This window comes from Gluconobacter sp. OJA, from assembly GCF_039638325.1.
Taxonomy (GTDB): Bacteria; Pseudomonadota; Alphaproteobacteria; order Acetobacterales; family Acetobacteraceae; genus Gluconobacter; species Gluconobacter cerinus.
Window position 1 is genome coordinate 1,485,551 of sequence record NZ_JBDIWI010000001.1, and the last position, 25,467, is coordinate 1,511,017.

Genomic DNA, 25,467 nt, shown 5'->3' on the forward strand with positions numbered 1-25,467 from the left:
CCTCGCTCGACAGGAGAGATGGCCGAGCGGCTTAAGGCGCACGCTTGGAAAGCGTGTGTACGTTAATAGCGTACCGTGGGTTCGAATCCCACTCTCTCCGCCAATAATACCCCACCATTAGTGACCGTTATTGAGCAAGGGCAGCCATTTTTGCCCTTTTCGTTCATCTGGTTTGTGTCCATTAATGATGAGAACAAAACACGAACTTTAATCGTGATAGGGGATACCTATGGGGGTATCGTTTGAGGCGTGGGAGTATCGGTGCTGACAGACGTAGCAATCCGCAAATCTTTCCCGCGGGAATCTTAGTATAAACTCAGCGATGCGCAGGGTTTGCACCTTATTGTTCGCCCGAATGGCGCTAAGATCTGGTGACTGGAATATCGGTTCGGCGGAAAAGAGAAGACACCCTCGTTCAGTGTCTACCATAAGGACGGCTGGAGGTTCGAAAAACCCCCTTGGTTTTAAGGTTGCCTCTGTAATTCTGTTTTCCTCCGCGTACATTGGAGAGAGGATCGCATGAAGCAGGTGGACTTCTTTGATGTTGTAGAGCAGCTGGCTCGCCTGCGTGGGTTTGTGATTAACTCGAATCCTTTTCCCGGACTGTGGATTTTGAAGTGTTCCGCCCTGACCTGAAAGTGTCTTTGGCCCATGTGGATGGGGGAAAGGCGGACGGTCGCAGTTTGACCCGGTGTTGATGTTCAAAATTCTGGTGATCCAGGCGCTGAACAATTTGTCCGACGAACGAACGGAATATTTGATCAACGATTGCCTATCCTTTACGCGTTTGCTGACGCTTGGGCTGTCGGACCGCGTGCCTGACGCCAAACGGCCTGCCTGTTCCGTGAGCGATTCAGTTGAGCCGGTGCTATCGACATGCTGTTCAGCCGGTTTGATGCGATCCTGCAGGACACCATTGATCTACCGATGTCAGGTCAGATCTTGAATGCGACATTGGTTGCAGTTCCAAAGCAGCGCAAGACAAACGCTGAGAAGACGGATCTCCGGTAAGGCCGGCTCCCACAGGACTGGCAGAACAAACCCTCAAAGCTGTCTCATAAAAACAAGCATACGCGCTGGATGCTGAAGTTCATCAAAGCGACAGGATGATGGAACATGTCGTGCAACGGATTTTGCCATTCCCGTTCATTGGTTACAAATCGCATATTTCTGTTGATCGGAAGTTCAGGTTAACCCGGAAATGGACAGCGACCGATACGGCAGCCAGTGATGGCGCCAGGCTACGCGAGCCAAAGACCCCTGTCACAAACCGAAATTTTCAATCATCTACACACAATTTCAACTAATTCAAATAGTTAAAATATTTAATAACTATGAATTTGACATAACAAAAGAATCACTACACAGTTTATTTGATATTCAATAATAACGAAACGGTATGGTTTTATGTCTGTAGTGTTTGCCAGTTCCTGTCCTCCGATGATGCCGGGCTCTCCCCTGCTTTCACTCCCTTTGTTCGGACCGCACGCCACAGGTAGACACCATGACCTACATATCCGCTCCTCTTCCTAATCTCTCCCTTCTCTGGGGGCGGGATGCGCGTGAAAATACTCCGCTTCACGAGCAGTTTTCTGCCGTTTTCGAAAAAATTCGGAAACAGGCTCTTCAGGCCGAACTGAACCGCGAACTTCCTTTCGAGCAGATACGCCTTCTCAAGGAGAGTGGTTTCACGGCGCTCCGCGTTCCTGTAGCGCATGGTGGGCTCGGTGCCAGTCTTGAGGATCTGTTTTCTCTTATTACAGCGTTGGCCAAAGCGGATTCAAACGTTGCACAGGCGCTCCGAGCCCATTTCGGCTTCGTTGAGCATCTCCTGTTTGAACCCGATGGCCCCTATCGCACGAAATGGCTCGACCGGCTTGGAGCCGGACAGACCGCAGGGGCCGCAGCCGCTGAAGGCCCGGCCTCCAAGCGTGATCTCTTCAGCACGACCTTGTCCCAGAGAGATGGCCATTGGGTCATTAACGGCTCGAAGTTCTTCACGACCGGTTCTCTCTATGCCGACTGGCTGACTGTTACCGGCACAACGGAAGATGGCCAGACCGTCAAAACACTGGCTGCCCGCAATGATCCCGGCCTGGAAATTGTGGATGACTGGGACGGTGTTGGGCAACGCCTGACCGCCAGCGGCACGGCACATTTCCGCGACGTCCATACCGAAGACGACGATCTGCGTTACGGCAACACGGCCTTCCCGTACTCCCAGGCATTCTTCCAGCTCTATCATCTAGCGACTGTTGCCGGGATTGCGCGCTCCGCTGCAACGGACGTCGCGGATGCCGTACGCCGCCGCAAACGCACCTTCAGCCACGGTAACGCAGACCTTCCCGCAGAAGATCCACAGATCCTCGAAGTTGTCGGTCATGTCTTCAGTGGCGCCTATATCGCCGGGGCAGCTGTTGAACGTGCCTCCCGCGCCATTCAGGCCGTTGCGGATAGTCCTGCCTCGGAAATCGAACTTACGGTTGCGCGTGCTGAACTCGAAGTCTGGCAGGTACAGGATCGGATTTTGCCGCTGGTTCTGGAAGCCACGACGGCTTTGTTCGACGCGCTAAGCGGTGGTGCAACCTTGCGCGTCGTCGGATTGGATCGACATTGGCGCAACGTTCGTACACTGGGTAATCACAACCCCCGTGTCTATCGCACGCGCGTCGTTGGGGACTACGCTGTCAATGGAACCCTGCCCCCCGCTCAGTGGCGCGTGGGGGTGGCGTAATGGGACAGCACATCATCCTCAACGGCTTTACGATGGCCACGGTCTCGCACCTGAATTACGGCCTGTGGCGCCATCCCGCTGACCAGACACATCGTTACAAGGACATCAGCTACTGGACTGAGCTGGCACGCACACTCGATGACGCTGGGTTCGATGCCCTGTTTATCGCGGATGCCCTCGGCCAGATTGATGTTTACGGCGGTAGTCCAGACGCTGCCCTGAAGCACGGTATCCAGTCCCCACTGATCGATCCGCTTCTGCTGGTGTCCGCCATGGCCGCCGCGACGACGACGCTTGGTTTTGGCATCACGCTGTCCACCACTTACGAGCACCCTTATCTTCTCGCCCGCAAGCTGACGACGCTCGACCATCTGACAAAGGGCCGTCTGGGCTGGAACATCGTGACGTCGCAGCAGGAAAGTGCGGCTCGCAATCTTGGATTAGACCATCAGATACCCCATGACGAACGCTACGACCGGGCGGACGAGTTCATGAGCGTCGTCTACAAGTTGTGGCTGAAATCCTGGGAAGATGGTGCTGTCATCCGAGGCCAAACGACTTCAGGTGAGTGGATCTACACCGATCCAGAAAAAGTTCACCCTATACGGCATGACGGCCAGTACTACAGCGTTCCGGATGGCCATACTGCCGAGCCCAGCGCGCAACGGGTTCCCGTTCTGCTTCAGGCAGGCGCTTCAGCCCGGGGTGGCGCATTCGCGGCGCGACATGCGGAAGTCATTTTCGTCGTCGGTGCCGGCGCAGAAGGGACACGAAAGAATGTCCGGCGTATTCGTGAGGACGCTGCTCGCGAAGGTCGCGATCCAGACAGCCTGCGCTTCATTTGCGCCGCAGCAGTCGTAGTCGGGGAGACTGAGGAAGACGCTATTCGCAAATTTGCGGAATACAAAGCCTTCTACGATGCCACCGGATCGCTCATCCACTACTCTTCAATGACGGGTGTGGACTTCTCGAAGAACCAGACAGACGAGGTCCTGACCTATCGTCCAACGGAAGCCAGCCAGTCTGTCCTTGAACAGTTTGACCCAGCCATCAGCGGTCGTTCATGGACTATTGCAGAAGCCACAAGCCCGGCAGAAGGCTTTGGTCGTGCCAAAACTTTCGTCGGTACAGGTGAAACCGTCGCGGATCAGATTGAGCAATGGCTCGAGGAATCCGAGACCGACGGCCTCAATCTGATTCAGCTCGTTAATCCGGACAGCTACAACGACTTCATCCGCCTCGTCCTGCCGGAACTGAAGCGTCGTGGCCGTATCAAGCCTAAGGACGGCAAGACCCTGCGTGAAAGGCTTTTCCCGCAGAATATGTCCGCACATCCAGCTCCCGACCACCCGGCCTGGCGCTGTTGACCCTCCCAAGACCTGAAAATTCCCGTTTCCTGTATCTTGTGAGTGTATCTCCATGCCCGCATTTTCATTTTCCAGCCGTAGCGCCAGTGGCTCCGTTTCCCTGATTGCCCTGCTGACCCTCTCGGTTAATACCTACGCTTTCGCTGATACTGCTTCTCCGGCCACCAAGGTGGGCACAAATCCGCGTCACGGCACGCCTGCGCTGCCTGCTCACAAATCGGCTGCATCCCGCGCCATCAGCGCCAAAGCAACCGAGAGCATTGGGGTGGAAGGACACCGGCAGGCTAACTGGGTGTCCAATCCCGTTTCTGCGGTTACCATTCGCGAATATGCCGCCGGGACCAATCCGCTCAAGGCCCTCACCCGACTACCTGGCGTTCTGTTCAATTCCGGTGATCCGCAGGGCGTGAACACCTGGCAGAACTCGTTCCTGATGCATGGTTTCGATCAGAGCCAGATCGGCATGACGCTGGATGGGATTCCGCTTGGAGACCAGCAATTCAGCAATGTTAACGGCCTGAGCCCGACCTCCGCGATTTCGTCCGAAAACATCGAGCGTATGGATGTTTCAGCGTCCACAGGTTCGGAGAGCGTGGCCAGTACGTCCAATCTGGGCGGTACGGTGCAGTTTATTTCACGCGATCCGTCTCACAAACGTGGGGCCAGTGTGAACCAGACCTTCGGGAGTAACGCGACCTACCGGACGTTTGTGCGTCTTGAAAGCGGTGATCTGAACCGCCAGGGGACGCGCTTCTATGTTTCCTATGCCCGCAACGACACCACCAAATGGCGTGGTGGGCAGGACCAGTTCATGCAGCAGGTCAACGCCAAGGTTCTGCACCCTATCGGGCAGGACAGCCGCATTACGGCCTACTTCGACTACACCGATATGCAGATGCAGAACTATCAGGACTACAGCCTGGATATGTTCAATAACGGTGGCTACGCGATCGATAACTTCATCGGGCAGCCTGGCGGCTATGAAAAGGCATATCGTCTCGCGCTGGCCCAGCGTGGACTTCCGGGAGGACAGGTTCCTGCAGCCTATGCCAACCTCAAGAGCCCTTACACCGCGTCCTATTACGAGGGCGCCCAGATGCAGCATTCCTATGTTGGGGGTGTATCGGCCGATCTTGCTCTGACTGATCGCTTGCGTTGGCAGAGTACGGTCTATGGGCACCGCTCCTATCAGCGCGGTTCAGTCGCAAGCCCTCTGATCTCGTCTCCTAACGGAGCGCCTCTGATCGATCAGGTTACGCAGCCCGATACGAACCGTTTCGGCTTTACGACGTCCCTGTCCTATCGCATCGCGCATAACGTGCTGAATGCAGGTCTCTGGTATGAAAATACCCATTTTGACATCAGTAAGCCGCTTTACCAGCAGCCGCTGCTGCAGGACGTCCTCGACGGGACCGCAACACCCGTCAACGGGCTCGACAACCTTAAGAACCCTTTCCAGAATGGCTACCGACAGGTCTTTAATACCAACACGTTTGTCGCTTATTTCCAGGATACGTATCACGTTACCAGCACCATCGCGCTCCATGCTGGTTTCCGATCCGTCCTGAACACGACCCGCGTCGGCGCGCTGGCCAACTGGGAAACTTACACCCGCACGACTGCTATCGCTGGTGGAGACTCACTCACGTCCAGCAAGCCTTTCCTGCCGCATTTCAGTGGGGAATGGCGCTTCGCTCCCGGCCATCAGCTCTATTTTGATATCGCGGAGAACGTGAAGGTTTATCCCGTCTCGGGTTATAACAGCGGATCATCGCCGTTCTCGACCTCACAGGCCGCCTATCAGGCCTCCAAAAGTACGCTGCGCCCTGAGACAGACTGGAATTTTGCAGGAGGCTATCGTTATACGGGCCGCCTCGTCAGCGGTTCGCTCTACGGCTATCACACGATCTTTTCCAACCGGCTGCAGCGTATCTCCACCGGACCGACAACCCAGCCGTACACCACCATCCAGAACGTCGGTGGCGTAACGATGACCGGTGTGGATGGTGCCGTAACGCTCACACCCGTTAAGGGGCTGAGCCTGACCAACAGCATCAGCTACAACCATGCCGTCTATGACAACAACATTACTCAGACCGTCAACGGATCGCGGGTGACCTACAATATCCGCGGCCAGCAGGTCGTGGCTTATCCACGCCTCATGTATCACGCTGACCTGTCCTACACCTGGCATGATCTTCAGGCGCATATCGAGGCCCAGTATGTCGGCAAGCGGAATCTTAGCTACACTGGCGACACGAAGGTTCCGTCCTACTGGCTGACTAATTTCGGCGCACGTTACGACCTGAGCAAACAGTTGCACCGCTTGTCTCATACGGGCTTTCTCCAGCACCTCTCGGTCGACCTGAATGTCTATAACCTGACGAACGTAAAATACATCTCCACCATGGGGCAGAACGGTTACCCTATGGCGGGTGATTACCAGTCTGTCGTCCTCGGTGCGCCACGCCAGTATTTCGGCGCTGTTCATGCGGATTTCTGACATGCAGACGACGTTTCCCGCCGCTCCGCTTCTGCCAGCCAGCCGCCTGCCCCGGAGCTTTACCCTCCAGTATGCCGGCCTTCTGGTCTTCATGATCGGGGATGGCGTCGAGGTCGGCTATCTGTCGCCGTTTCTGGTCCAGACGGGGCAGACGGAGCACTTCGTAGCCCTTCTCTTCACAGCCTACGGACTCTTTGCTGCTCTGGCGGCCTGGTTCTCGGGCTTGCTGTGCGACATCTTTGGTAGTCGTGCCGTCATGACGGCTGGTCTGTTATTCTGGATCGTGCCGCAACTTCTGTTTCTTGGCGTTGCCATTCCGGCTCATTCTTCAGCCTTGCTACTCCTGACCTACGGATTGCGAGGAGCAGGATATCCGTTGTTTTCTTATGGGCTGCTGACCCTGCTCGTCACCACGATCCGTCAGGACCGGTTGGGTCGTGCTGTCGGTCTGTTCTGGTTCTGCTTTACCTGCGGCTTGCCCACGGTCGGTTCTATTGTGGCGCAACTCCTGCTCCCCGTTTACGGCCAGTACATTACACTCTGGATCGCCCTTCTCGGCGTGGGAGCGGGTGGCCTCCTTGCCGTCCTGCCGCTACCCACTACGCCACGTGCAGAGAAAGGCAGCCTGAAAGACATCGGCCCTACCCTGCGCGAAACGGTTCATCAGATCCGTCACAATCCGGGCGTCGGTCTGGCGTGCATCGTGCGGGCGGTCAATTCCAGCGCTACGCATGGCCTGATCGTTTTCATGCCATTCTTTTTCACGGGCCGTCTGGGCTTGTCCCAGGATGTATGGATCCGCTTTCTAGAAATCATCTTCGCCAGCAACATCGTCTTCAACCTGCTGATCGGTTTTGCCAGCGACTATGTTTCATGGCGGCAGACCATCATCTGGTTTGGCGGTATCGGGAGTGCCGTGAGTTGCGTTGGTTTGTATTGGATCCCGCTGCTGTACGCCCACAGTAGCCTGCTCGCGGTTTATGGCTCTGCCGCAGTTTTTGGCATGACGCTTGCCGGATATGTGCCGCTTTCGGCTCTGACGCCCTCTCTTCTGCCAGATCACAAAGGTATTGCCATGTCCCTGCTGAACCTTGGCGCAGGGAGTAGCGTCTGGATCGGGCCTTTCATTGTTTACCTTTTTGAAGGCGCTGTCGGCACGCAGGGAATTATCTTCATCTACGCCGCTCTGTTCCTGGCAAGCGCAATCCTAACCTTTTTCATTACGCCTCCGTCTCTCACGCGACCTGACCGCACCAGTAGTCAGACACTCCCCCAATCCGAAGGAGTTCCCTCATGACACAGCTTACGATCGAAAAGGTCACATCCCGTATCGGCGCCATCGTCCATGGGATTAACGCCCGCGAACTTCTGCCTGAAGAACACAAAGCATTCATCCATGATGCTCTGCTGCGCCATAAAGTGATCTTCCTGCGCGACCAGTTCCTCGATGATGCCCAGCATGAAACGTTCAGTCGTGTCTTCGGAGATCCAATCCTTCACCCGACAATCCCCGCAGCCGCAGGGACGCCCTATACGTTCGAACTGAACTCCCGCAACGGTCGTTCCACGGATTCATGGCATACAGACGTCACTTTCGTGCCGGCTTACCCCAAGGCCTCGATCCTGCGCGCTATCACGATCCCGCCCTACGGCGGCAGCACACTCTGGGCCAACACAGCCACAGCCTATGAAGACCTCCCCGCGCCTCTGCAGCAGCTTGCCGACACACTTTGGGCGGTTCATGGCAACGACTACGACACCAATTTCTACAAATACGACACGCGCCACGAGGAAATTGCGGACTTCCGGGCTCGTTTCATTTCACGCCTTTACGAGACAGAGCACCCGGTCGTGCGCGTTCATCCTGAGACCGGCGAGCGGACCCTTATCCTAGGCCATTTCTTCAAGGAAATTCGCGGCATCCCTACCCAGCATGCCAACCGGCTGCTGGAGATCTTCCAGTCTTACATCACGCAGATTGACAACACCGTCCGCTGGAACTGGAAACCGGGGGACGTTGCCATCTGGGACAACCGCGCCACCCAACACTACGCAACAGCCGATTTCGATACTCATCCCCGGCTCCTGCGTCGTATCACCGTGCGTGGCGATATCCCTCTCAGCGTTACCGGAGAAAAGAGCCGTCTGCTCAAAGGTCCCGATAATGGCCAGGATCTGGATCATTAACTCTAGGGGCCGGTAAGCCGACCAATAATATAAAATCAGGATGACGTGCGTGGGAAGAACAGCATGGCGTCAGCACTGTCACACGATAAAAGTAATATTTTAGAATACCTCCCAAAAGGAGTGCACATTCCCTATCTTCTACTAAAAATTCCCAGTGAGTGAGGTCACAGGTTCTATTCCGATTTCGATTATCCGCAGGTGGATATTTTTTGCCGAAAGAACACCATCGTATGCGCAAAGATGTTCGCCTGCGGCCTTTTAGGGAACTTATAAAATTCACATTACTTCTTAATGAAAACCAATAAAAATTAAGAAATTTATTGGAAAGAGAGCATGTCTCAAGATCGTCGTGCGTTTTTAAAGCTTTTGGGAACTGGGTTTGCCGCAACCGCTCTTCAAAGCAGTATTCGGAACGCAATGGCTTTGCCTGCTAACAACAGAACTGGATCCATCAAGGATGTGGACCACATTGTTATCCTGATGCAGGAAAACCGCTCTTTCGATCATTATTACGGTACGCTTTCGGGGGTTCGAGGCTTTGGAGATCCACGCACTGCGCGGCTACCTAACGGAAAACCGGTTTGGCGGCAACCACATGGCGATAGAGAGCTCCTTCCTTTCCGACCCAAACAGGAAAATCTTGGACTGAGCTTTATTGGAGATACCCCTCACGACTGGAACACAACACATCGTGCCTGGAATGAAGGGCGATGGGATGACTGGATCGCGCATAAAACCACTACGACGATGATCCATTTTAATCGGACGGATATTCCCTTTCACTACGCACTCGCAGACGCTTTTACAATCTGTGATGCCTATTACTGTTCCGTCATGGGTCCTACCTACCCTAATCGTAATTACATGTTCACCGGATGGACCGGTAATGACGGTAAAGGTCATGGCCCCCAACTTGAAACCGATGCCTTGGTCTGTGATTGGCCAACTTATCCGGAGCGGCTGGAAGCAGCAGGACTATCCTGGAAAATCTATCAAGATACTGGGTCGGGGCTAACGGCGGAGAATGGCTGGGGAGATGACCCGGATCATTACATCGGCAACTCTGCCAACAACACTCTTCTTCGCTTTGTCAAATATCAGACAGTCCTTCCTCACGAGCCGCTCGCTTTGAAGGCTCGCACCGGGACTAATATTGCTGTTTCAGGGACCTTATTCGACGACCTGCAGAAGGATGTCACGGCCGGTACCCTGCCTCAGGTTTCCTGGCTGATGTGTCCCAATGCCTATGATGAGCATCCAAACTGGCCAGCCAATTATGGCGCCTGGTTCATATCACGCGTCATCGACACTTTGACCTCCAATCCGGAAGTTTGGGGCCGGACGGCTCTGTTCCTGACTTACGATGAAAATGATGGCTTCTTCGATCATATTGTCCCTCCTGCCCCACCCGTAAGTCCGGCTCATGGTCAGTCTACAATTTCTGTTGACCATGAGATTTTTGCTGGCAGCGCAACTCACGACGCAGGACCTTATGGACTGGGCCCGCGAGTACCGATGCTGGTGATCTCGCCATGGAGCAAAGGAGGATGGGTCAATTCAGAAGTTTTCGATCATACGTCCCTCATCCGATTTATCGAGCGTCGTTTTGGTGACGAACATCCCGAACTGATTGAGACGCAGATTACACCTTGGCGCCGCGCGGTATGCGGAGACCTCACATCTGCTTTTGATTTTTTAAACCCCAACAGCTCTTTGTCATCACTTCCTCTCACAGCTTCATATGAGCCGCCAGATCGTGTCGCTCATACCAATTCGGTCGTGAAACTGCCGCTCGAACAAATCATGCCTCGTCAGGAAGCTGGCACACGACGGGCACGGGCACTTCCCTATGATCTCCACGTTACGACATGGCTCCTCCCGTCGGAGCATCAGTTAAAATTGAAATTCCAAAATTCAGGCAGCGCAACAGCCGTTTTTCACGTCCGGGATCAATCAGGGATGACGCGCCCGAGGTTTTATACCGTTGAGCCGGGGAAAAGCCTTGAGGATAAATGGCCGATATCGAAATCTGGTCATTATGACGTCGATATTCATGGCCCTAATGGCTTTTTTCGTCAGTTTTCAGGGCAAGTGCCTGATCAAAAACAAGCCTTTAGGCTGACAAGCGTGTCCAAACCCGCATCACAACGTTTGCTTCTGATTTTCGCTGCCGCGTTGGCGGATTTCTCGGTGGAAGATGGGTATAGTCAGCGCAAGACATCGCATACTGTGAATGCCACTCCCACCCAGATCGAAATTGACACAACAGACGCGCATGGATGGTATGATCTAACCGTAAGAAGTAATGGGACGGTCTGTCGTCTTTGCGGTCACATTGAAAATGGCCATCACAGCATAACTGATCCTGCGATTGGTCAATAGACCGTATGAAATCGTCAGAGCCCGAAAGCGTACAGCTGCTTTCGGGCTCCCAAGTTTGCAACTAAATCATCGGGTAGTTAGAAGTCTGCCGCGAGCGTCACAACTGCTGTGAATGCTGAGCCAACCACGTAAGTTGGTGTTGAAGCACTGACAGAGTTTCCAAAAATACCTTTCTGTTTCACAGCGGTCAGTCCGAATCCACTGATAGATGACAGGTAATTCACGCCTCCCATATTGACGAGGTTGAGCATAATTTTCGGATGAACGCGCGTGTTGAAGGACGGGAGAGTGCGGCCAAGATTCAGGTCCGCAGTCATATACCCAGGAATCTTCTGATCGTTCATTAGAGTTGAATACTGTGCGCCCTGATAACGCAGGTTGAAGTTACCAAAATAGACGCCGTCGTCATATGTCAGGCCAATAGCGCCGCTCCATTTCGGGGCACCAGGATCCTGCTTTCCCTTTGTGGGCAGGTAATCTGTGCCGGCATCAACATTGTTGCCAATGCGGGTATGGAGAAACTGGCCAGAGGCATAAGCACTGATGTGATGCCATGGGCGTGTTCCGATTTCCCCTTGGAATCCCCATGCCTCTTCACCGCCAGCGGCAATCTGCGTGCTGATAAGGACGCTGGTTCCTGGCAGGTAAGATGAGCTACCGATCTGGTGATTGGTCAAGTTGTAGTGGAACCATGACGCAGAAACATTGATGGGCCCATTATGTCTGTAACCTACCTCCTGTCCAATGAAGTACTCTGCACCAAGATTTTTTGACGGTGTGCTCGAAGGGGTTGCTGACGTCATTGAAAACTGTGGAACGTAAGGGCTCCAACCGGCCGGCAATCTGTAGGATGTCGTCGCATTCATGTAGACTTGATCGTTCTTGGTGATGTGGTAACTGGCCAGCAACTGAGGGGTAGGTTCAAAATAGTTCTTCCCAGCCTTGTAGGGATCAGCACCAGGAAGGTTCTGTGTGGCACTGACGGACGCCATGGAGGCCTTGAACCCGGCGTCTATAAGGAGCTTGTCTCCAAGCAGGCTAAGTTTGTCGTCCAGCCCGATTGCATTGACCTGTTGAACGGTATTTTCCTGATAACCCGTAATGGCCACACCGTTAACCGTCAGATATTTTTGGCTATAGCTCCAGTCTCCAGACGGAGACAACGCATATTGATGCTGGTATTCGGTATGGTTCCCGTATGAATACCAATAAAACAGTGAAAGTGTGTTATGCTTTGTCTTCCAGTCAAGATTGGTTGTGAAGCCGCTGGTGTTTTGCTTCCAGGGATGCACGCTCTCGACGGTGACTTTACCGGATTGACCCTCATATCCGTCCAAGGTCCCATACTGCTGGGTACCAAGATAACCGCCTGCAATGGGGATGGTTGATCCGTAGTTATTGGGGCCTCTCTGGAACGTCGTATAGGGCTCGATGTGGAGCGTCAGTTCGTCAGAGAGTTTGAAATCATTATGCATTGCGCCGAATACGACGTTGGTAAAGCGTTCGTTTATTTTATAATAATTCGTATCTCCCGCAGTGTAAGTTCCAGTATAATTGAAGCTTGTTCCATACTGCTTCCACTGAGACAGGCTCGGGTTTCTGTAAATATTCTGATGTGAACGTGTGTAACCAAAAACGATGTCTGTGCTGCTTCCCAGAGGTGGTCCCCATTTTTCAGACAGGGCGATAAGCTATAATCCGACCTGAGAGAGGACGGGTTTTATGGGCAAGGTTACGCGCAAAAGGTATGCGGCGGAGTTCAAATCACGGGTTGCCCTGGAAGCGATCCGTGGGGAACTGACGCTGGCGGAACTGGCGTCGAAACATGGTGTGCATCAGACGATGATCGCCCAGTGGAAACGGCAGGCGATCGAGGGGATGGCGGCGACCTTCTCCGGGAAGCCGGTGGCCGAGCCCCCGGTCAGCCCTGCTGATGTGGAGAAACTGCACGCGAAGATAGGCGAGCTTCTCGTGGAACGGGATTTTTTACGCGATGCCTCTGCTCGGTTGGGCGTGATCAGAGGCGGCAGATGATTGACCCACAGCGACCGCGCCTTTCCATTGTCCGGCAATGCCTGCTGCTGCATCTGAACCGGTCTGGCGTCTACTATCGGCCAGTGCCACAGAGCGAGGCCAATCTGGCGTTGATGCGGCTGATCGACGCCCAGTTCCTGGAAACGCCATATTATGGCTCACGGCAGATGACATGGTATCTGCGCCGCCTGGGATATGAAGTCGGCCGCAAGCGGGTCCGGCGGCTCATGGCGATCATGGGCCTGCGGGCGGTCTACCAGAAGCCGCGCACGAGTGTGCCTCATCCGGAGCATCGGAAATATCCGTATCTGCTGCGGGATCTGGTCATTGAGCGGCCTAACCAGGTCTGGTGTTCCGATATCACGTATATCCCCATGAAACGGGGATTTCTCTATCTCGTGGCGATCATGGACTGGTTCACGCGCAAGGTGCTGTCCTGGCGTCTGTCGAACACGATGGATGCGGAGTTCTGCATCGAGGCGCTACAGGATGCCCTCACGCGCTATGGCGCTCCGGAAATTTTCAATACTGACCAAGGGTCGCAGTTTACGACGCCCCGTTTCACCGGGCTCCTGGAAGAGCGTCAGATCCGCATCAGCATGGACGGGCGCGGGCGATGGCTGGACAACGTGTTCATCGAGCGTCTGTGGCGGTCGCTGAAATACGAATGCGTCTATTTGCATGCGTTCGAGACCGGATCGGAGCTACGGGCCGGGCTTGCCGGATGGATCACCCATTATAACGGGCAGCGTCCGCACTCGGCACTGGCTGGACGCACGCCCGATGAGGCGTATCATGACGTGCCGACGCCATCTGGTCCGGGGTTAACCCCGGACCAGATGGCCAACAGCAGCGCCGTCAGAATGGCGGCATAACAACAACCGGGTATAGCTTATCAAGCCCACAAAACTGTCCGAACGGACGGGTCCACCTCTCCCGGGGCCCACCGCTTCTCAACGTTGGCATCCACATGATAGCGCTCGATCTTGCCCGGCCCCCTCCATACGTTAGCAGCTGAGTGAGAGAAGGACGCAAATGCGCGGACGTCACTGTGCCCGATTTCACCTGTGTTCAAGCGGAGAAACTGTTTTTGCAAGCTGTGCGTTCCGCCTGACAGGTCAATATATCCCCCGAATTTATCGGTGGGACGAATTTCCTGCATCGAAACTATTGCTCCGTCCGCATTGTAGAGCGGAGCAGTAAGGTCAACCGATCCTTGAGTGACCTTGACTGAAGCAAGGTTCTCGTTGTCGACCATGGATGTCGCCCACGGCGCATAGCTGAAGGCATCTGAAACGGGTACACCTTCGAACAGAAACCCGATCTGAGACTGGTCAAGGCCCCGGATATGCATGGTTTCAGTCTCAGTATTGATAGGGCCTTCGTTCCCAGCCTGAACGCCTGGCAGACTGGCAATTAGCTGCGTGGGAGAGATAGTGGGAACCTGTTTGGAAATATAGGCGCGTGACACCTCACTGACCGAAACAGGCGCGCTTTGCCTGACCAGAAGGCCCCCTCCCACATTATGCTGCTGAGCACGTACATTGAATTCTTCGGCCTTGGACCGCGATTCAATCTGATGTGTGGGGACACGCCGACTGGATGGTGTCTCCGCTTTTGGGTGGGGTGCCACTTTATGATGCGAAAGAATTTTTGTTGGGACCCCGGCAAACGCGTCCCCATCAATAACGGTGAGACCACAGGTCACCATGATGCAGGAGGAAAGAAGCCGCCGTCGGAAGAGGCTATGGGAGGCCTTTGAACGTTTAGTGGTCATCGTTATCCTGGAGAGATCACTGTCTCAGAGAGCGAGCGTCGTGGGCGACCACGACATCGTTCGTAATGAACGGGCAATCTTTTACGGGAGGCGTAAATCTCTGTGTGTGATGCTTTTATGATGCTTTGTTGAAATCCACCTTCTGTCTCACAGAGTGGGTTTCAATAGTTTCAGTTGCCTCGTAGGGTTTCTGAATCATGGTAAATTAACGCGTTCTGCTGCCGGAGATGCCCGCATTTGAAACGATATCTTCTTCAAGCAGGCAAGCCTGCTTTGGCTTTATTCGGCATTTTGATTGCTCTGCTTTTTTGTGCCCTTTTGGGTATCTACCTGACAGTCACTCCACCTGTGCAGCCAGCTCTTGATCACGACAGTAAAATTCAGGCAATGCAAGACGCAATATTCCCTCGCCTTACAGCTATCATGATGAATGCGGCATGGGAAAAAGAAGTATTTTCTTCTCCAGATATTGTCGAGTTATTTCATGAACGCCATCAAAGATTGAAAGATAACTTAAACTGTACGCCACATCCCGTTTGCATGGTCCAATCGTGGGAAATTACCCAACACGAACGAGAAGTTTTTGGGGCGATTTTGCAAAGCCTCTCCAAGCATTTCCAATTTCAATATGATGAAATGCAGTGGAACCGGGACGCAGACGCCATCAATTACATTCTGTCGGTCTATGGTGAAGGGCATGCCCCTCGGTATCCAAAAATAGACGCCGCCTCTGTGGACGTAACAGCAAAAGATTTTTCTAACCTTATTATGGGAATACAAACCAAAATTCTAAGTGACCAATCTCAACACCAAGGTCTTGCTTACCCATTTTTTAAAGACGCTCTAGTGAATGCCGTCTTTCTTTTAGACGCAAATGATAGAATGGACGCCGTTCGTTTCTCTGGTTTGTGGAATACCTGGAATGCGCCATCTTTGGGTTTTGCACGCCATTTGAACTGGAAAAGGTACCCATACACAGCCATTATCGTTCCAGGCGAAGGCCCCGAAGACCCACATACGCAGCTCTCGGCGTTAGGAAAATTCCGCCTCACATTAGCGGTTGAGAGCTATAATCGACAGGTGGCTCCTTTCATAATTGTCTCTGGTGGGGCAGTGCATCCCGCCCATACGAATTTCGTGGAAGCGGATAAAATGAGACGCTTTCTGATTGAGCGTTTTCATATTCCCGAAAGAAGCATTGTCACTGAGCCTTATGCGCGTCACACAACAACGAACCTACGCAACGCTTCGCGGTACCTGCAAATTCTTGGAGCACCAGAGAATAAACCCGCACTGATCGTGACGGATCCGGGTCAAAGTGATTATATTTCAAGCACAGTTTTCTTTAGCCGCAATATGACTGAGCTGAAGTGTGAGCCAGGAGAGATCGGTCAAAGGCTTTCACCGTTTGTGACGATTTTTATTTCTAACAGAGGGTGTAATAAAATAGATCCTCAGGATCCATTGGATCCGTAAATTAAGTAAACAAATATATTACTATATTTCATGTGAGTTAATTTTTGTTTTTAAATAATTTTCCCTTGTCTTGTAATTTAATGTCTCTTCGGGGGGAGATGTATTCAGAAATTTTTACTTATGATGCCTCCCTTCAACACTAAAAATTTCCATGTCACACAACGTTATTTCCACTCGTGAATGGATAAAGTCGGAAACGGCAGCCGTCTTTCGAAAGCGAAAGGATGGTATGCATCGAATTAAAGAAATATTTTTATGACGATGGTAACTAACTTTCAAATCGGGCGTTATGTTTTGGATTGGTTCTGTTTTTATAAATATACTAAGCGCACGCATTAAATTGCGTATAATATATTTATAAAAACAAAGATGAAAAAGACTAATTTTTAGAAACCTCTCAGAAAATTTACCTGATAATAAGTGGATAATTTCCGCCTAAAGGATCAATGAAAATGGCCATTTTTACTAAAAAAAATGCGGCCACGTCGTTCCGCTTTCATGATGAAAGGGTTATCTGCTCTGATCTCTTTAGCGAAGATCGACTTTTACAGCATGCCCGCAGTTTGTCTGAAAGTCATGGAAACATTCATTTTCCAAAACACAATAATATATTGCCAGACCGACTGAGTGAGAACGCTGAATTTCTTCTGGAATCAAATATTTCGTTATCAAAAGCCGCTGAAAGGGGTGAGCAAATTACACCCGCTGGAGGATGGTTGATTGATAATTATTATCTGATGAATACTCAGATTCAAACTATTAAATTCGACCTTCCTCCGCATTATTATAAAGAGCTTCCTGAGCTATCCAGCGGGCCTTTCTCTGGTCTGCCAAGGGTTTTTGAAATAGCCTGGGCTCTTGTAGCTCATACAGACAGCCGGATTAATCCAAACACAATATGCGATTTTTTAAGTGCATATCAGGAAGATAGAGCTCTTCTCATTAGAGAACTTTGGGCTATTCCCACCCAGATCAGAATAGTTTTGATTGAGAACCTTCGGCGAGTAGCAGATAAAGTTTGCCAGAATCTACAAGCGCAAAAACAGGCTGATAATCTTGCCAACACTTTGTTTTCAGATGCTTATTATAATAACACAAAAATTCTTGAAGCGCTTACCAAAGTAAATACTGAAACATTATCACCCGCTTTTATTGTGCAATTTTCGCACCGCTTGAGAGGGCATGATCCACAGAAAGATCCTGCATCTTTATGGATGGAGGCAATATTACAGGAAAAAGGTACAAATCTTGGAAAGATTGTTCATGAAGAATTGCAGGAACAAGGTGCATTAAATGCCACTGTAAGAAATATTATTACAAGTATGCGTTTGATAACAACTCTAGATTGGAACGGTATTGTTGAGAAAACAAGCCCCGTAAGTCAAATATTTTATCGTCATACGGGCTTTTCGGATATGGATCCTCCTACCCGGAATTTATATAGCAAAGCCGTTGAGGCCCTTGCGAAAGGGTCCAGCTATACAGAGTGTGAGATCGCTCAGAAGGTCACTTCTCTTGCAGGAATGCAAAAAGATCTACCAAATTCTGATCTTCGCAAGTCAGATCCTGGCTACTACCTTTTAGCAGAAGGTCGGGAGTGGCTCGAAGCAGAGTTAAAATTCCGTGCCCCCTTACGTGTACAAATCGGACAGGGTTGCCGCCGGTTAGGCATAACGGGTTACAGTTTGGCTGTAACAGTACTGACTTTACTCGTCCTGACCGCTTTTCTTTCTGCCATGAATGGTCAATTGTCAGGTCGCGCCGCGTTTGCGTTGATTGTTCTGGGATTTATTCCTGCCACTGATGCGGTAGTCGCCGGTGTAAATCGCTTTCTGATGTGGGCCATCAAAGTATCCGAACTCCCCGCGCTTGAACTCAGAGAGGGAGTCACAGCACCGCTGCGGACTATGGTTGTCGTCCCTACTCTTCTGACAAAACGATCTTCCATTGTAGAAATGGTAAATCGTTTAGAGAAACATTACCTGTCCAGTCGGGATGGTGAGATCTACTTCGCCCTACTCACAGATTGGACAGACTCTCCAACCGAGAACCGGAAAGGTGATCATGATCTTCTGGATGTGGCTATCCAAGAAATCGGGAAGCTAAATCGGACTTATGGATCGGGCTCTGCTGGCACAAGATTTCTTCTCCTCCATCGCTGGCGTCTTTGGAGCATTAGTGAAGGAAAATGGATCGGATGGGAGCGAAAACGCGGTAAGTTGCATGAATTAAACCGTCTTCTGCGTGGTGCAACAGATACCAGCTTTCTTGATCTGCCCGATCAGAGCATTCCTCAAGGTGTACGGTATATTGTTACCGTAGATTCCGATACACGTCTTCCGCATGAGGTTGTCAGGCGTCTTGTCGGGAAGATTGCCCATCCGCTCAATAATGCCCGTTTTGATCCGGAAAAAGGCCGCGTCACGGAGGGATATGCGGTTCTCCAGCCACGTGTGACGCCTTCATTGCCCGAAGCTCGGCAAAGCACGCTATTTCAAAGAGTGTTCTCAAGTCCCAACGGGATAGAACCTTATACAGCTGCAGTATCTGACCTGTATCAGGATATGTTTGCAGAAGGGTCTTTTGCAGGCAAAGGCATTTATGAAATCGATACGTTTGAAGCATCCTTAGCCGGCCGGGTTCCCGATGGAACGCTTCTGAGCCACGATCTTTTTGAAGGTGTTTTTGCCCGTGCCGGTCTCGTAACTGATATTGAAGTTATCGAGGAATATCCAACGGACTATTTGGTGTCCGTTGCCCGTCTTAATCGTTGGGTCCGTGGAGATTGGCAGCTTCTTCCATGGATCTTTTCATGGATGGGCCATTTCCCAACCATACGTATAAAAACTCGTCCTCTCACGGGCATTGCGCGCTGGAAAATGCTGGATAATCTGCGTCGCAGCCTTGCTGCGCCAATGGCAGTCAGCGCCCTGTTTGCCGGCTGGTTTCTTGAGTTCCATAATGCCGCGGTCTGGAGCCTTTGCATTGTTTCAACAATTGCTGTTCCAGCAGCGTTGCCTCTTCTGGTTGATATTATCAGGCGCAGAAGAGGAGAAACATTTCGCAGCTATTTTTCCCTTCTGACAATTGACCTCAAACGGACGGTTTTCACCACAGCTCTCTGTTTTGTGTTCCTGGCCGATCAGGCCTGCCTGATGGGGGACGCGATTAGCCGAACACTGGGGCGTGTTTTCGTTACTCGCAAACACCTTCTCCAGTGGGTTACGGCCGCTCAGGCTGCGGAAGCTCCACGTGAGCGGATGCAGGGATATTTCCGTCAGATGAGTGGAGCCGTTTTAACTGGTCTTCTCGCGGCGGGCGTTATGGTTGTGGCCGGTCCCTGGGTGTGGCTCATCATCCTACCATTCGCTGTGGCTTGGTGCCTGTCACCCGCAATCGCGTGGATGGCCAGTCAGTACCGAGCGTCTGCTCGCAGGCTTGAAGCTACTGAGGCTGAGACGGTTTTTATGCGTATGCAGGCCCGGCGGACATGGCGGTATTTTGAGACATTCGTCACTGCTGCGGATCATATGCTTCCGCCGGACAATTTTCAGGAATCCCCTGCCCCTCTTGTTGCCCATCGCACCTCTCCAACCAACATGGGACTTTACCTCCTGTCTGTTGTCGCGGCATGTGATTTCGGGTGGATTGGGGTAGCAGACGCAACATCCCGTCTCAGTGCCACCCTTGAGACAATGCTGCAGCTACCGCGTTTCAGAGGACATTTTTATAACTGGTACAGCACATCTGATCTGTCTCCGCTTTCTCCTATTTATGTTTCGACAGTGGATAGTGGCAATCTCGCTGGCCATTTGATGACACTGGCAGGGGCCTGCGAGGAGTGGGTTCAGAAAGGAAGAAAATCTGACATTTGGCGTGAAGGTATACGAGACGCCCTGAATCTGGCGCTTGAGGAAGCGACATCGGGAAACGGTATCTTTCGGTCATCCGAACTCGCACAACTTATGGACGCCCTTCTTCAGGACATGAAGGACGGCCACGCCAGTCAGATCACACTTACATACAGAGTACAGATGCTCGTCAGTCAGGCAGAGGAACTGGCGCATCTTCTACAAAGACGTGCCACGGCCGGAAGTGCAGGCAAAGGCACTACAACTACAGGTGCCGAGGACCTCCTATTCTGGCTGCACGCGGCACAGAACTGCCTGCGGAGTGAACGGAAAGATCTCGAGGATAACCCTTCCCTCCATTATGAACTCCGTAAAATTGCACAAATCTCAAGAACCATGGCTTTGGACATGGAGTTTGGCTTTTTGAGAAATGCAGATCGGAAACTGCTCTCGATCGGGTTTGCCGTGAATGAAGGCACTCTCGACGATAACTGCTATGACCTTTTGGCATCCGAAGCGCGGCTTGCTGTCTTCTTTGCCATTGCAAAAGGCGACATTCCTGCCTGGGAGTGGTTTCGTCTGGGGAGGCCTCTCGCTGCGGTGGCCCATGGCGAAGCTCTGGTTTCCTGGTCTGGGTCGATGTTCGAGTACCTCATGCCGTCCCTGATCATGGCCGCACCGTTCGATAGTCTTTTAGAAGAGACCAGTCGGCAGATTGTTCACCGTCAGATTGAATATGGCCAGTTCTGCGGGGTGCCATGGGGTATTTCGGAATCTGCCTATAACGCGCGCGATCTGGAATATAATTATCAGTATTCCGACTTTGGTGTCCCCGGACTAGCGATGAAGAGAGGACTGGCCCAAAATCTGGTTATTGCACCTTACGCCACAGCTTTGGCTTCGATGGTTGATGCGCGTCTGGCAACAGAAAACTTCCGGGCCTTGCAGGCCGCAGGCGCTCAGGGAACCTACGGATTTTACGAGGCGCTGGATTATACAAAGGCGCGACTGCAATCGAACCAGACCGTTGCAATCATTCACTCTTACATGGCCCATCACCAAGGCATGTCCATTCTTGCAATAGCGGATACCGTCCTCAAAGGCCTCATGCGAACCCGTTTCCATGCAGAACCGATTATCGGAGCGGCAGAACTGCTTTTGCAGGAGCGCGCACCAACAGGTGGAGCTATTACCACCCCTCTGAAGGAAGAAGAGTTCGCCCCTCCTGCGCTGACCGTGCAGATGCAGGCTGGTGGCCGCCATTTACAGACAGCGGACACGACTGCCCCTGTTACTCATCTGCTTTCGAATGGACGATACAGCGTGATGCTGACGGCCGCTGCGTCAGGATATAGCAAGTGGGGTGATCAGGCTGTTACGAGATGGAGGCAGGATCCCACGCTCGATAACTGGGGGACTTATATTTACCTTCAGGCGTCTGGAGACAATCACTTCTGGAGCGCAGGATTCCAGCCATCTGGGGCTAAGGCTGAGAGCTACGATGTAGAATTCAGGGAAGACCGCGCAACATATACGCGTCAGGACAACAAGCTGACGACGACGATGGAAGTCTTGGTTTCAGCCGAAGATGATGCAGAACTTCGTCGTATTTCAGTTCAGAACTCCAATTCTTCAACGGTTGAGATCAACGTAACGTCTTATGTCGAGCTGGCGTTATGCCCGCCTGGTATGGATCTCAGTCATCCTGCTTTCGCAAAAATGTTTGTCCAGACGGAGTATCTCTCTTCTTACAGGGCAATTGTTGCCACACGGCGGAAAAGAAATCCGTCTGATGCAGAGATCTGGGCAGCGTACCTGATCATTGGCGGCGATGACCTTTCCATCGAGACGGATCGTGCCCGATTTATCGGTCGTGGCAGGGATTTGCGGGAGCCGATTGCCGTTATTGAAGCGGGCCCTCTCTCTGGATCAGTGGGGACGGTATTGGATCCCGTTTTCGCTGCGCGGTGCAAGCTCACAATTCCCGCGCGCTCCACTCGGCATGTATCGTTCTGGACGATTGTTGCGTCAACACGCGAAACGCTCATCCAAAGCATCGAGCGTCATCACGGTGGAGCGGATCTCGATCGTGCCCTGACCCTCGCGTGGACCCATGCTCAGGTTCATTTACGCCATCTCGATATCCAGCCTGTACAGGCAGACCTCTTTCAGAAGCTTGCCGGCTATCTTCTGTTTCCAAGTTCCGTTCTTCGCTCGTCTGCGGCCCGTATAAAACGAGGCGCTGGCAAACAGGCAGATCTCTGGGGACAGGGCGTTTCCGGCGATTTGCCAATCCTGTTGTTGGTCATCACAGAAAGTGAAGATTTCGACCTCGCCCGGACCCTTCTCACAGCGCATGAGTATCTGAATTTCAAAGGTCTGGCTTTTGATTTTGTTATTCTGAACGACCATCCGACGTCTTATGCGCAGAATCTACAACACGCACTGGAAGCCCTTGTTCGGTCCTCCGGGCAGCCGGGTACAGTCCGTCTTCTTCGCGGCACGCTTATGTCAGAAACAGTCAGAGACCTTCTGTTCTCCGTGGCTTATGTGGTGCTGACGGGTAAGGGAGGAAACCTGCAACATCAATTGACCCGTATTGAAGTCATGCAGGGCGCGAAAGTCTTGCAGGCAGCCATACGTCCCTGCCGCCCATACCGTGGAGCAGCGGAAACCCCCGTGCTGCCTCAGCTTGAACTGCCAAATGGATATGGAGGCTTCACGTCTGATGGGAGGGAGTATGCTGTCATCATCCGTGGAAAAGCGCGTCCCCCTGCCCCTTGGGTCAACGTCATCTCCAGTCCTCATTTTGGGTTTCAGGTCTCCGCAGAAGGTAGCGGTTATACCTGGTCGGAGAATAGCAAAGAAAACCAGTTGACGCCTTGGTCTAACGACCCGGTCGTGAATCCAACTGGGGAAGCTTTCTACCTGTGTGACGAGGAAAAACGGCAGTTCTGGTCTCCTCTGGCAGCCGTTTGCCCAGATGACAATGCTGTTTATGTTTGCCGCCATGGACGCGGATACAGTCAGTTTGATCGGCACACTAATGATATTGCTTCGACCTTGCTACAATACGTGCCGCTTGAAGATCCGGTAAAAATTTCCAGATTGAAGCTGACCAATACGTCCTCCCGCCCCCGGACTTTGAGGGTCACGACCTATACCGAGTGGGTGCTGGGACAGTCCCGCAGTACGACTGCCCCTTTTGTATTTACAGAGCAGGATACCGACACTGGCGCGCTGTTTGTCAGGAACAAGTGGGGCGAGACGTTTGGTGACAGGGTCGCCTTTGCGGATATGTCCGGTCAGCAGACATCAAGCACGGACGACAGATGCACATTCTTGGGCCGAAATGGCACTCTTTCTGCCCCTCAAGCCATTGTCCGGGGCGGCCCGCTTGAAGGTATTGTTGGGGCCGGAATTGATCCGTGCGCCGCCTTGCAGACTGTCATTACGCTTGAACCCGGAGAAAGCACCGAAATTGTCTTTCTGCTAGGTCAGGGTCAAAACTCAGACCAGGCTCGTCAGATTGTTCGGCGATACAGAAATGCAAATCTGGATGCCGTTCTGGATGAAGTGCATCGCAGGTGGGAGGCGATTACAGGAGCCGTACAGGTTCATACGCCTGATCGCGCCATGGATATCATGCTGAACGGCTGGCTGCTGTATCAGTCCCTTTCCAGTCGCATCTGGGCACGAGCAGGCTTTTATCAGGCCAGCGGTGCTTATGGATTTCGAGATCAGTTGCAAGACGGAATGTCGCTCGTTCTGGCCGCTCCTCAACTGGTGCGGGAGCACCTTCTGCGGGCGGCATCCCGACAGTTTCCAGAGGGAGACGTTCAACACTGGTGGCTCCCTCAGAAAGGAAATGGAGTTCGCACAAGGATTTCTGATGATTGTGCGTGGCTTGCCTACACAGTCGCACACTATGTTCGAGTCAGCGGTGACGCGACCCTTCTGGATGAAGAAGTTCCGTTCCTGGAGGCAGCAGTTTTGGCTGACGGGGAGCATGAGCGTTTCCTCCAGCCTGACGTAACGGACAGAACAGCGTCGCTCTATGCTCACTGCGTTCTTGCTCTCGATCACAGTCTGCAAAGAGGAGTTCACGGTCTCCCGCTGATGGGAACCGGGGACTGGAATGACGGGATGAACCGAGTGGGGGAAGCAGGACGCGGAGAGAGTGTCTGGCTGGGATGGTTCGTGCACGCCACGTTGGCAGCATTCCTGCCGCTCGCTCAGGCCCGACAGGACACAGAGCACGTGGCGAAGTGGACGCGGATCATGAAGGAGCTTGAAGACGCGTTGGAGGCAGCTTGGGATGGATCTTGGTACCGGCGTGCCTATTTTGATGACGGCAGCCCCTTAGGCAGCCGTGTAAACCCTGAGGGACGCATTGATGCCATAGCTCAGTCCTGGGCTGTAATTTCAGGGGCAGGATCTCCCGAGCGTGCGAAACAGGCCATGCATGCCGTTCAGGAACAGCTTGTCGATCTGAACCGGGAAATCATCATGGTTTTGACCCCACCCTTTGATATCTCAGAGCCTGACCCGGGTTATATTCGGGGCTATCCGCCGGGTATCCGAGAAAATGGCGGCCAATATACGCACGCAGCTCTATGGACAGTTATGGCAACTGCCCTTCTTGGAGACGGCGATGCGGCGCATGAGATGTTTTCAACGCTCAATCCTATTCACCACTCCCGCGATCAGGATGCGGCAGACCGCTACAAGGTTGAGCCATATGTCGTCGTCGCGGATGTTTATTCCTCCAGTCCTCATGTCGGCCGCGGAGGATGGTCCTGGTACACGGGGTCGGCGGGTTGGATGCAACGCGTCGGGGTTGAGACGTTACTGGGCGTGCAGATCGAAGGAAATCGACTGTCCCTTAATCCACGCATCCCCTCAGGCTGGTCGTCATACGAAGTTCGGGTGCGCTGGAAAACATCAGAATATCATATCCAGATAAAAAACCCTGATGATGTCTGTGCGGGAGATCTCTTTATGCTGATCGACGAAGAATTCACAGCATTTACTCAGCCGATTTACATGAAAGATGACAGCCTTACACACAGCATAAAAATCGTTCTCAGGAGAGAAAACGATTCCGGTTTATCTAATTAAATATTTTTTATGGTCTGTGGAATTTTATGTTGATC

11 protein-coding genes, 1 tRNA gene and 1 pseudogene are annotated in these 25,467 nt (G+C 52.5%); 11 read left to right on the plus strand and 2 right to left on the minus strand.

Annotation, left to right across the window (positions count from 1 at the left end; genetic code table 11):
- Positions 1-12 precede the first annotated feature (12 nt).
- The 8 genes and pseudogenes from ABDK75_RS07060 (at position 13) to ABDK75_RS07095 (ending at position 11,173) form a co-directional block, all read left to right on the plus strand.
- Positions 13-103: transfer RNA gene (locus ABDK75_RS07060), tRNA-Ser, on the plus strand.
- Between the two features lie 416 nt (positions 104-519).
- Positions 520-1,271: pseudogene (locus tag ABDK75_RS07065) on the plus strand (transposase); the annotation flags it as partial.
- A gap of 233 nt (positions 1,272-1,504) precedes the next feature.
- A complete protein-coding gene (locus ABDK75_RS07070; RefSeq protein WP_346005333.1) occupies positions 1,505-2,734 on the plus strand; it encodes an acyl-CoA dehydrogenase family protein in 1,230 nt (409 codons plus the stop codon).
- Positions 2,734-4,101, plus strand: a complete 1,368-nt coding sequence (locus ABDK75_RS07075) for an LLM class flavin-dependent oxidoreductase (RefSeq protein WP_211510269.1) — start codon at positions 2,734-2,736, stop codon at positions 4,099-4,101. Before ABDK75_RS07070 ends, ABDK75_RS07075 begins: the two co-directional genes overlap by 1 nt.
- A 52-nt stretch (positions 4,102-4,153) precedes the next feature.
- Complete coding sequence (locus tag ABDK75_RS07080) at positions 4,154-6,604, plus strand: TonB-dependent receptor domain-containing protein (RefSeq protein ID WP_346005334.1); 2,451 nt, start codon at positions 4,154-4,156, stop codon at positions 6,602-6,604.
- 1 nt (position 6,605) lies between these two features.
- Complete coding sequence (locus tag ABDK75_RS07085; protein WP_346005336.1) at positions 6,606-7,901, plus strand: MFS transporter; 1,296 nt, start codon at positions 6,606-6,608, stop codon at positions 7,899-7,901.
- The gene (locus ABDK75_RS07090; protein ID WP_346005337.1) at positions 7,898-8,791 is read left to right on the plus strand and encodes a TauD/TfdA family dioxygenase; all 894 of its coding nucleotides are present in this window, start codon (positions 7,898-7,900) and stop codon (positions 8,789-8,791) included. The genes ABDK75_RS07085 and ABDK75_RS07090 overlap by 4 nt, the downstream gene beginning before the upstream one ends.
- Positions 8,792-9,124: 333 nt before the next feature.
- Positions 9,125-11,173 carry a phosphocholine-specific phospholipase C gene (locus ABDK75_RS07095; RefSeq protein ID WP_346005338.1) on the plus strand — a complete coding sequence of 683 codons (2,049 nt, stop codon included), beginning with the start codon at positions 9,125-9,127 and terminating at the stop codon, positions 11,171-11,173.
- A 77-nt stretch (positions 11,174-11,250) separates the two neighbouring features.
- On the opposite strand, the gene ABDK75_RS07100 is transcribed toward ABDK75_RS07095, so the two are convergent.
- Entirely contained in the window at positions 11,251-12,861 is a 1,611-nt protein-coding gene (locus ABDK75_RS07100; RefSeq protein WP_346005835.1) for a TonB-dependent receptor, read from the minus strand.
- Positions 12,862-12,895: 34 nt separating this feature from the next.
- Between ABDK75_RS07100 and ABDK75_RS07105 the strand changes: the two genes are divergently transcribed.
- A protein-coding gene (locus ABDK75_RS07105; protein WP_346005339.1) for an IS3 family transposase occupies positions 12,896-14,082 on the plus strand; the annotation gives its coding sequence in 2 pieces (ribosomal slippage) (positions 12,896-13,154 and positions 13,154-14,082; 1,188 coding nt in all).
- A 20-nt stretch (positions 14,083-14,102) separates the two neighbouring features.
- On the opposite strand, the gene ABDK75_RS07110 is transcribed toward ABDK75_RS07105, so the two are convergent.
- Positions 14,103-14,984 (minus strand): TonB-dependent receptor plug domain-containing protein, encoded by an 882-nt coding sequence (locus ABDK75_RS07110; RefSeq protein ID WP_346005340.1) that lies wholly within the window; start codon positions 14,982-14,984, stop codon positions 14,103-14,105.
- A 237-nt stretch (positions 14,985-15,221) separates the two neighbouring features.
- Here ABDK75_RS07110 and ABDK75_RS07115 point away from each other — a divergent pair, with 237 nt between their 5' ends.
- Together ABDK75_RS07115 and ABDK75_RS07120 are read left to right on the plus strand one after the other, a co-directional pair.
- On the plus strand, positions 15,222-16,460 hold the full coding sequence (locus ABDK75_RS07115) for a YdcF family protein (RefSeq protein WP_346005341.1): 1,239 nt from the start codon (positions 15,222-15,224) through the stop codon (positions 16,458-16,460).
- 1,748 nt (positions 16,461-18,208) lie between these two features.
- Positions 18,209-25,432 carry a GH36-type glycosyl hydrolase domain-containing protein gene (locus ABDK75_RS07120; protein ID WP_346005342.1) on the plus strand — a complete coding sequence of 2,408 codons (7,224 nt, stop codon included), beginning with the start codon at positions 18,209-18,211 and terminating at the stop codon, positions 25,430-25,432.
- Positions 25,433-25,467 lie beyond the last annotated feature (35 nt).

What these genes read in the sequence shown, in the direction of transcription:
- ABDK75_RS07070 (WP_346005333.1), top strand. Translation starts at nt 1,505, where the DNA reads ATGACCTACATATCCGCTCCTCTTCCTAATCTCTCCCTTCTCTGGGGG.
- ABDK75_RS07075 (WP_211510269.1), top strand. Translation starts at nt 2,734, where the DNA reads ATGGGACAGCACATCATCCTCAACGGCTTTACGATGGCCACGGTCTCG.
- ABDK75_RS07080 (WP_346005334.1), top strand. Translation starts at nt 4,154, where the DNA reads ATGCCCGCATTTTCATTTTCCAGCCGTAGCGCCAGTGGCTCCGTTTCC.
- ABDK75_RS07085 (WP_346005336.1), top strand. Translation starts at nt 6,606, where the DNA reads ATGCAGACGACGTTTCCCGCCGCTCCGCTTCTGCCAGCCAGCCGCCTG.
- ABDK75_RS07090 (WP_346005337.1), top strand. Translation starts at nt 7,898, where the DNA reads ATGACACAGCTTACGATCGAAAAGGTCACATCCCGTATCGGCGCCATC.
- ABDK75_RS07095 (WP_346005338.1), top strand. Translation starts at nt 9,125, where the DNA reads ATGTCTCAAGATCGTCGTGCGTTTTTAAAGCTTTTGGGAACTGGGTTT.
- ABDK75_RS07110 (WP_346005340.1), bottom strand. Translation starts at nt 14,984, where the DNA reads ATGACCACTAAACGTTCAAAGGCCTCCCATAGCCTCTTCCGACGGCGG.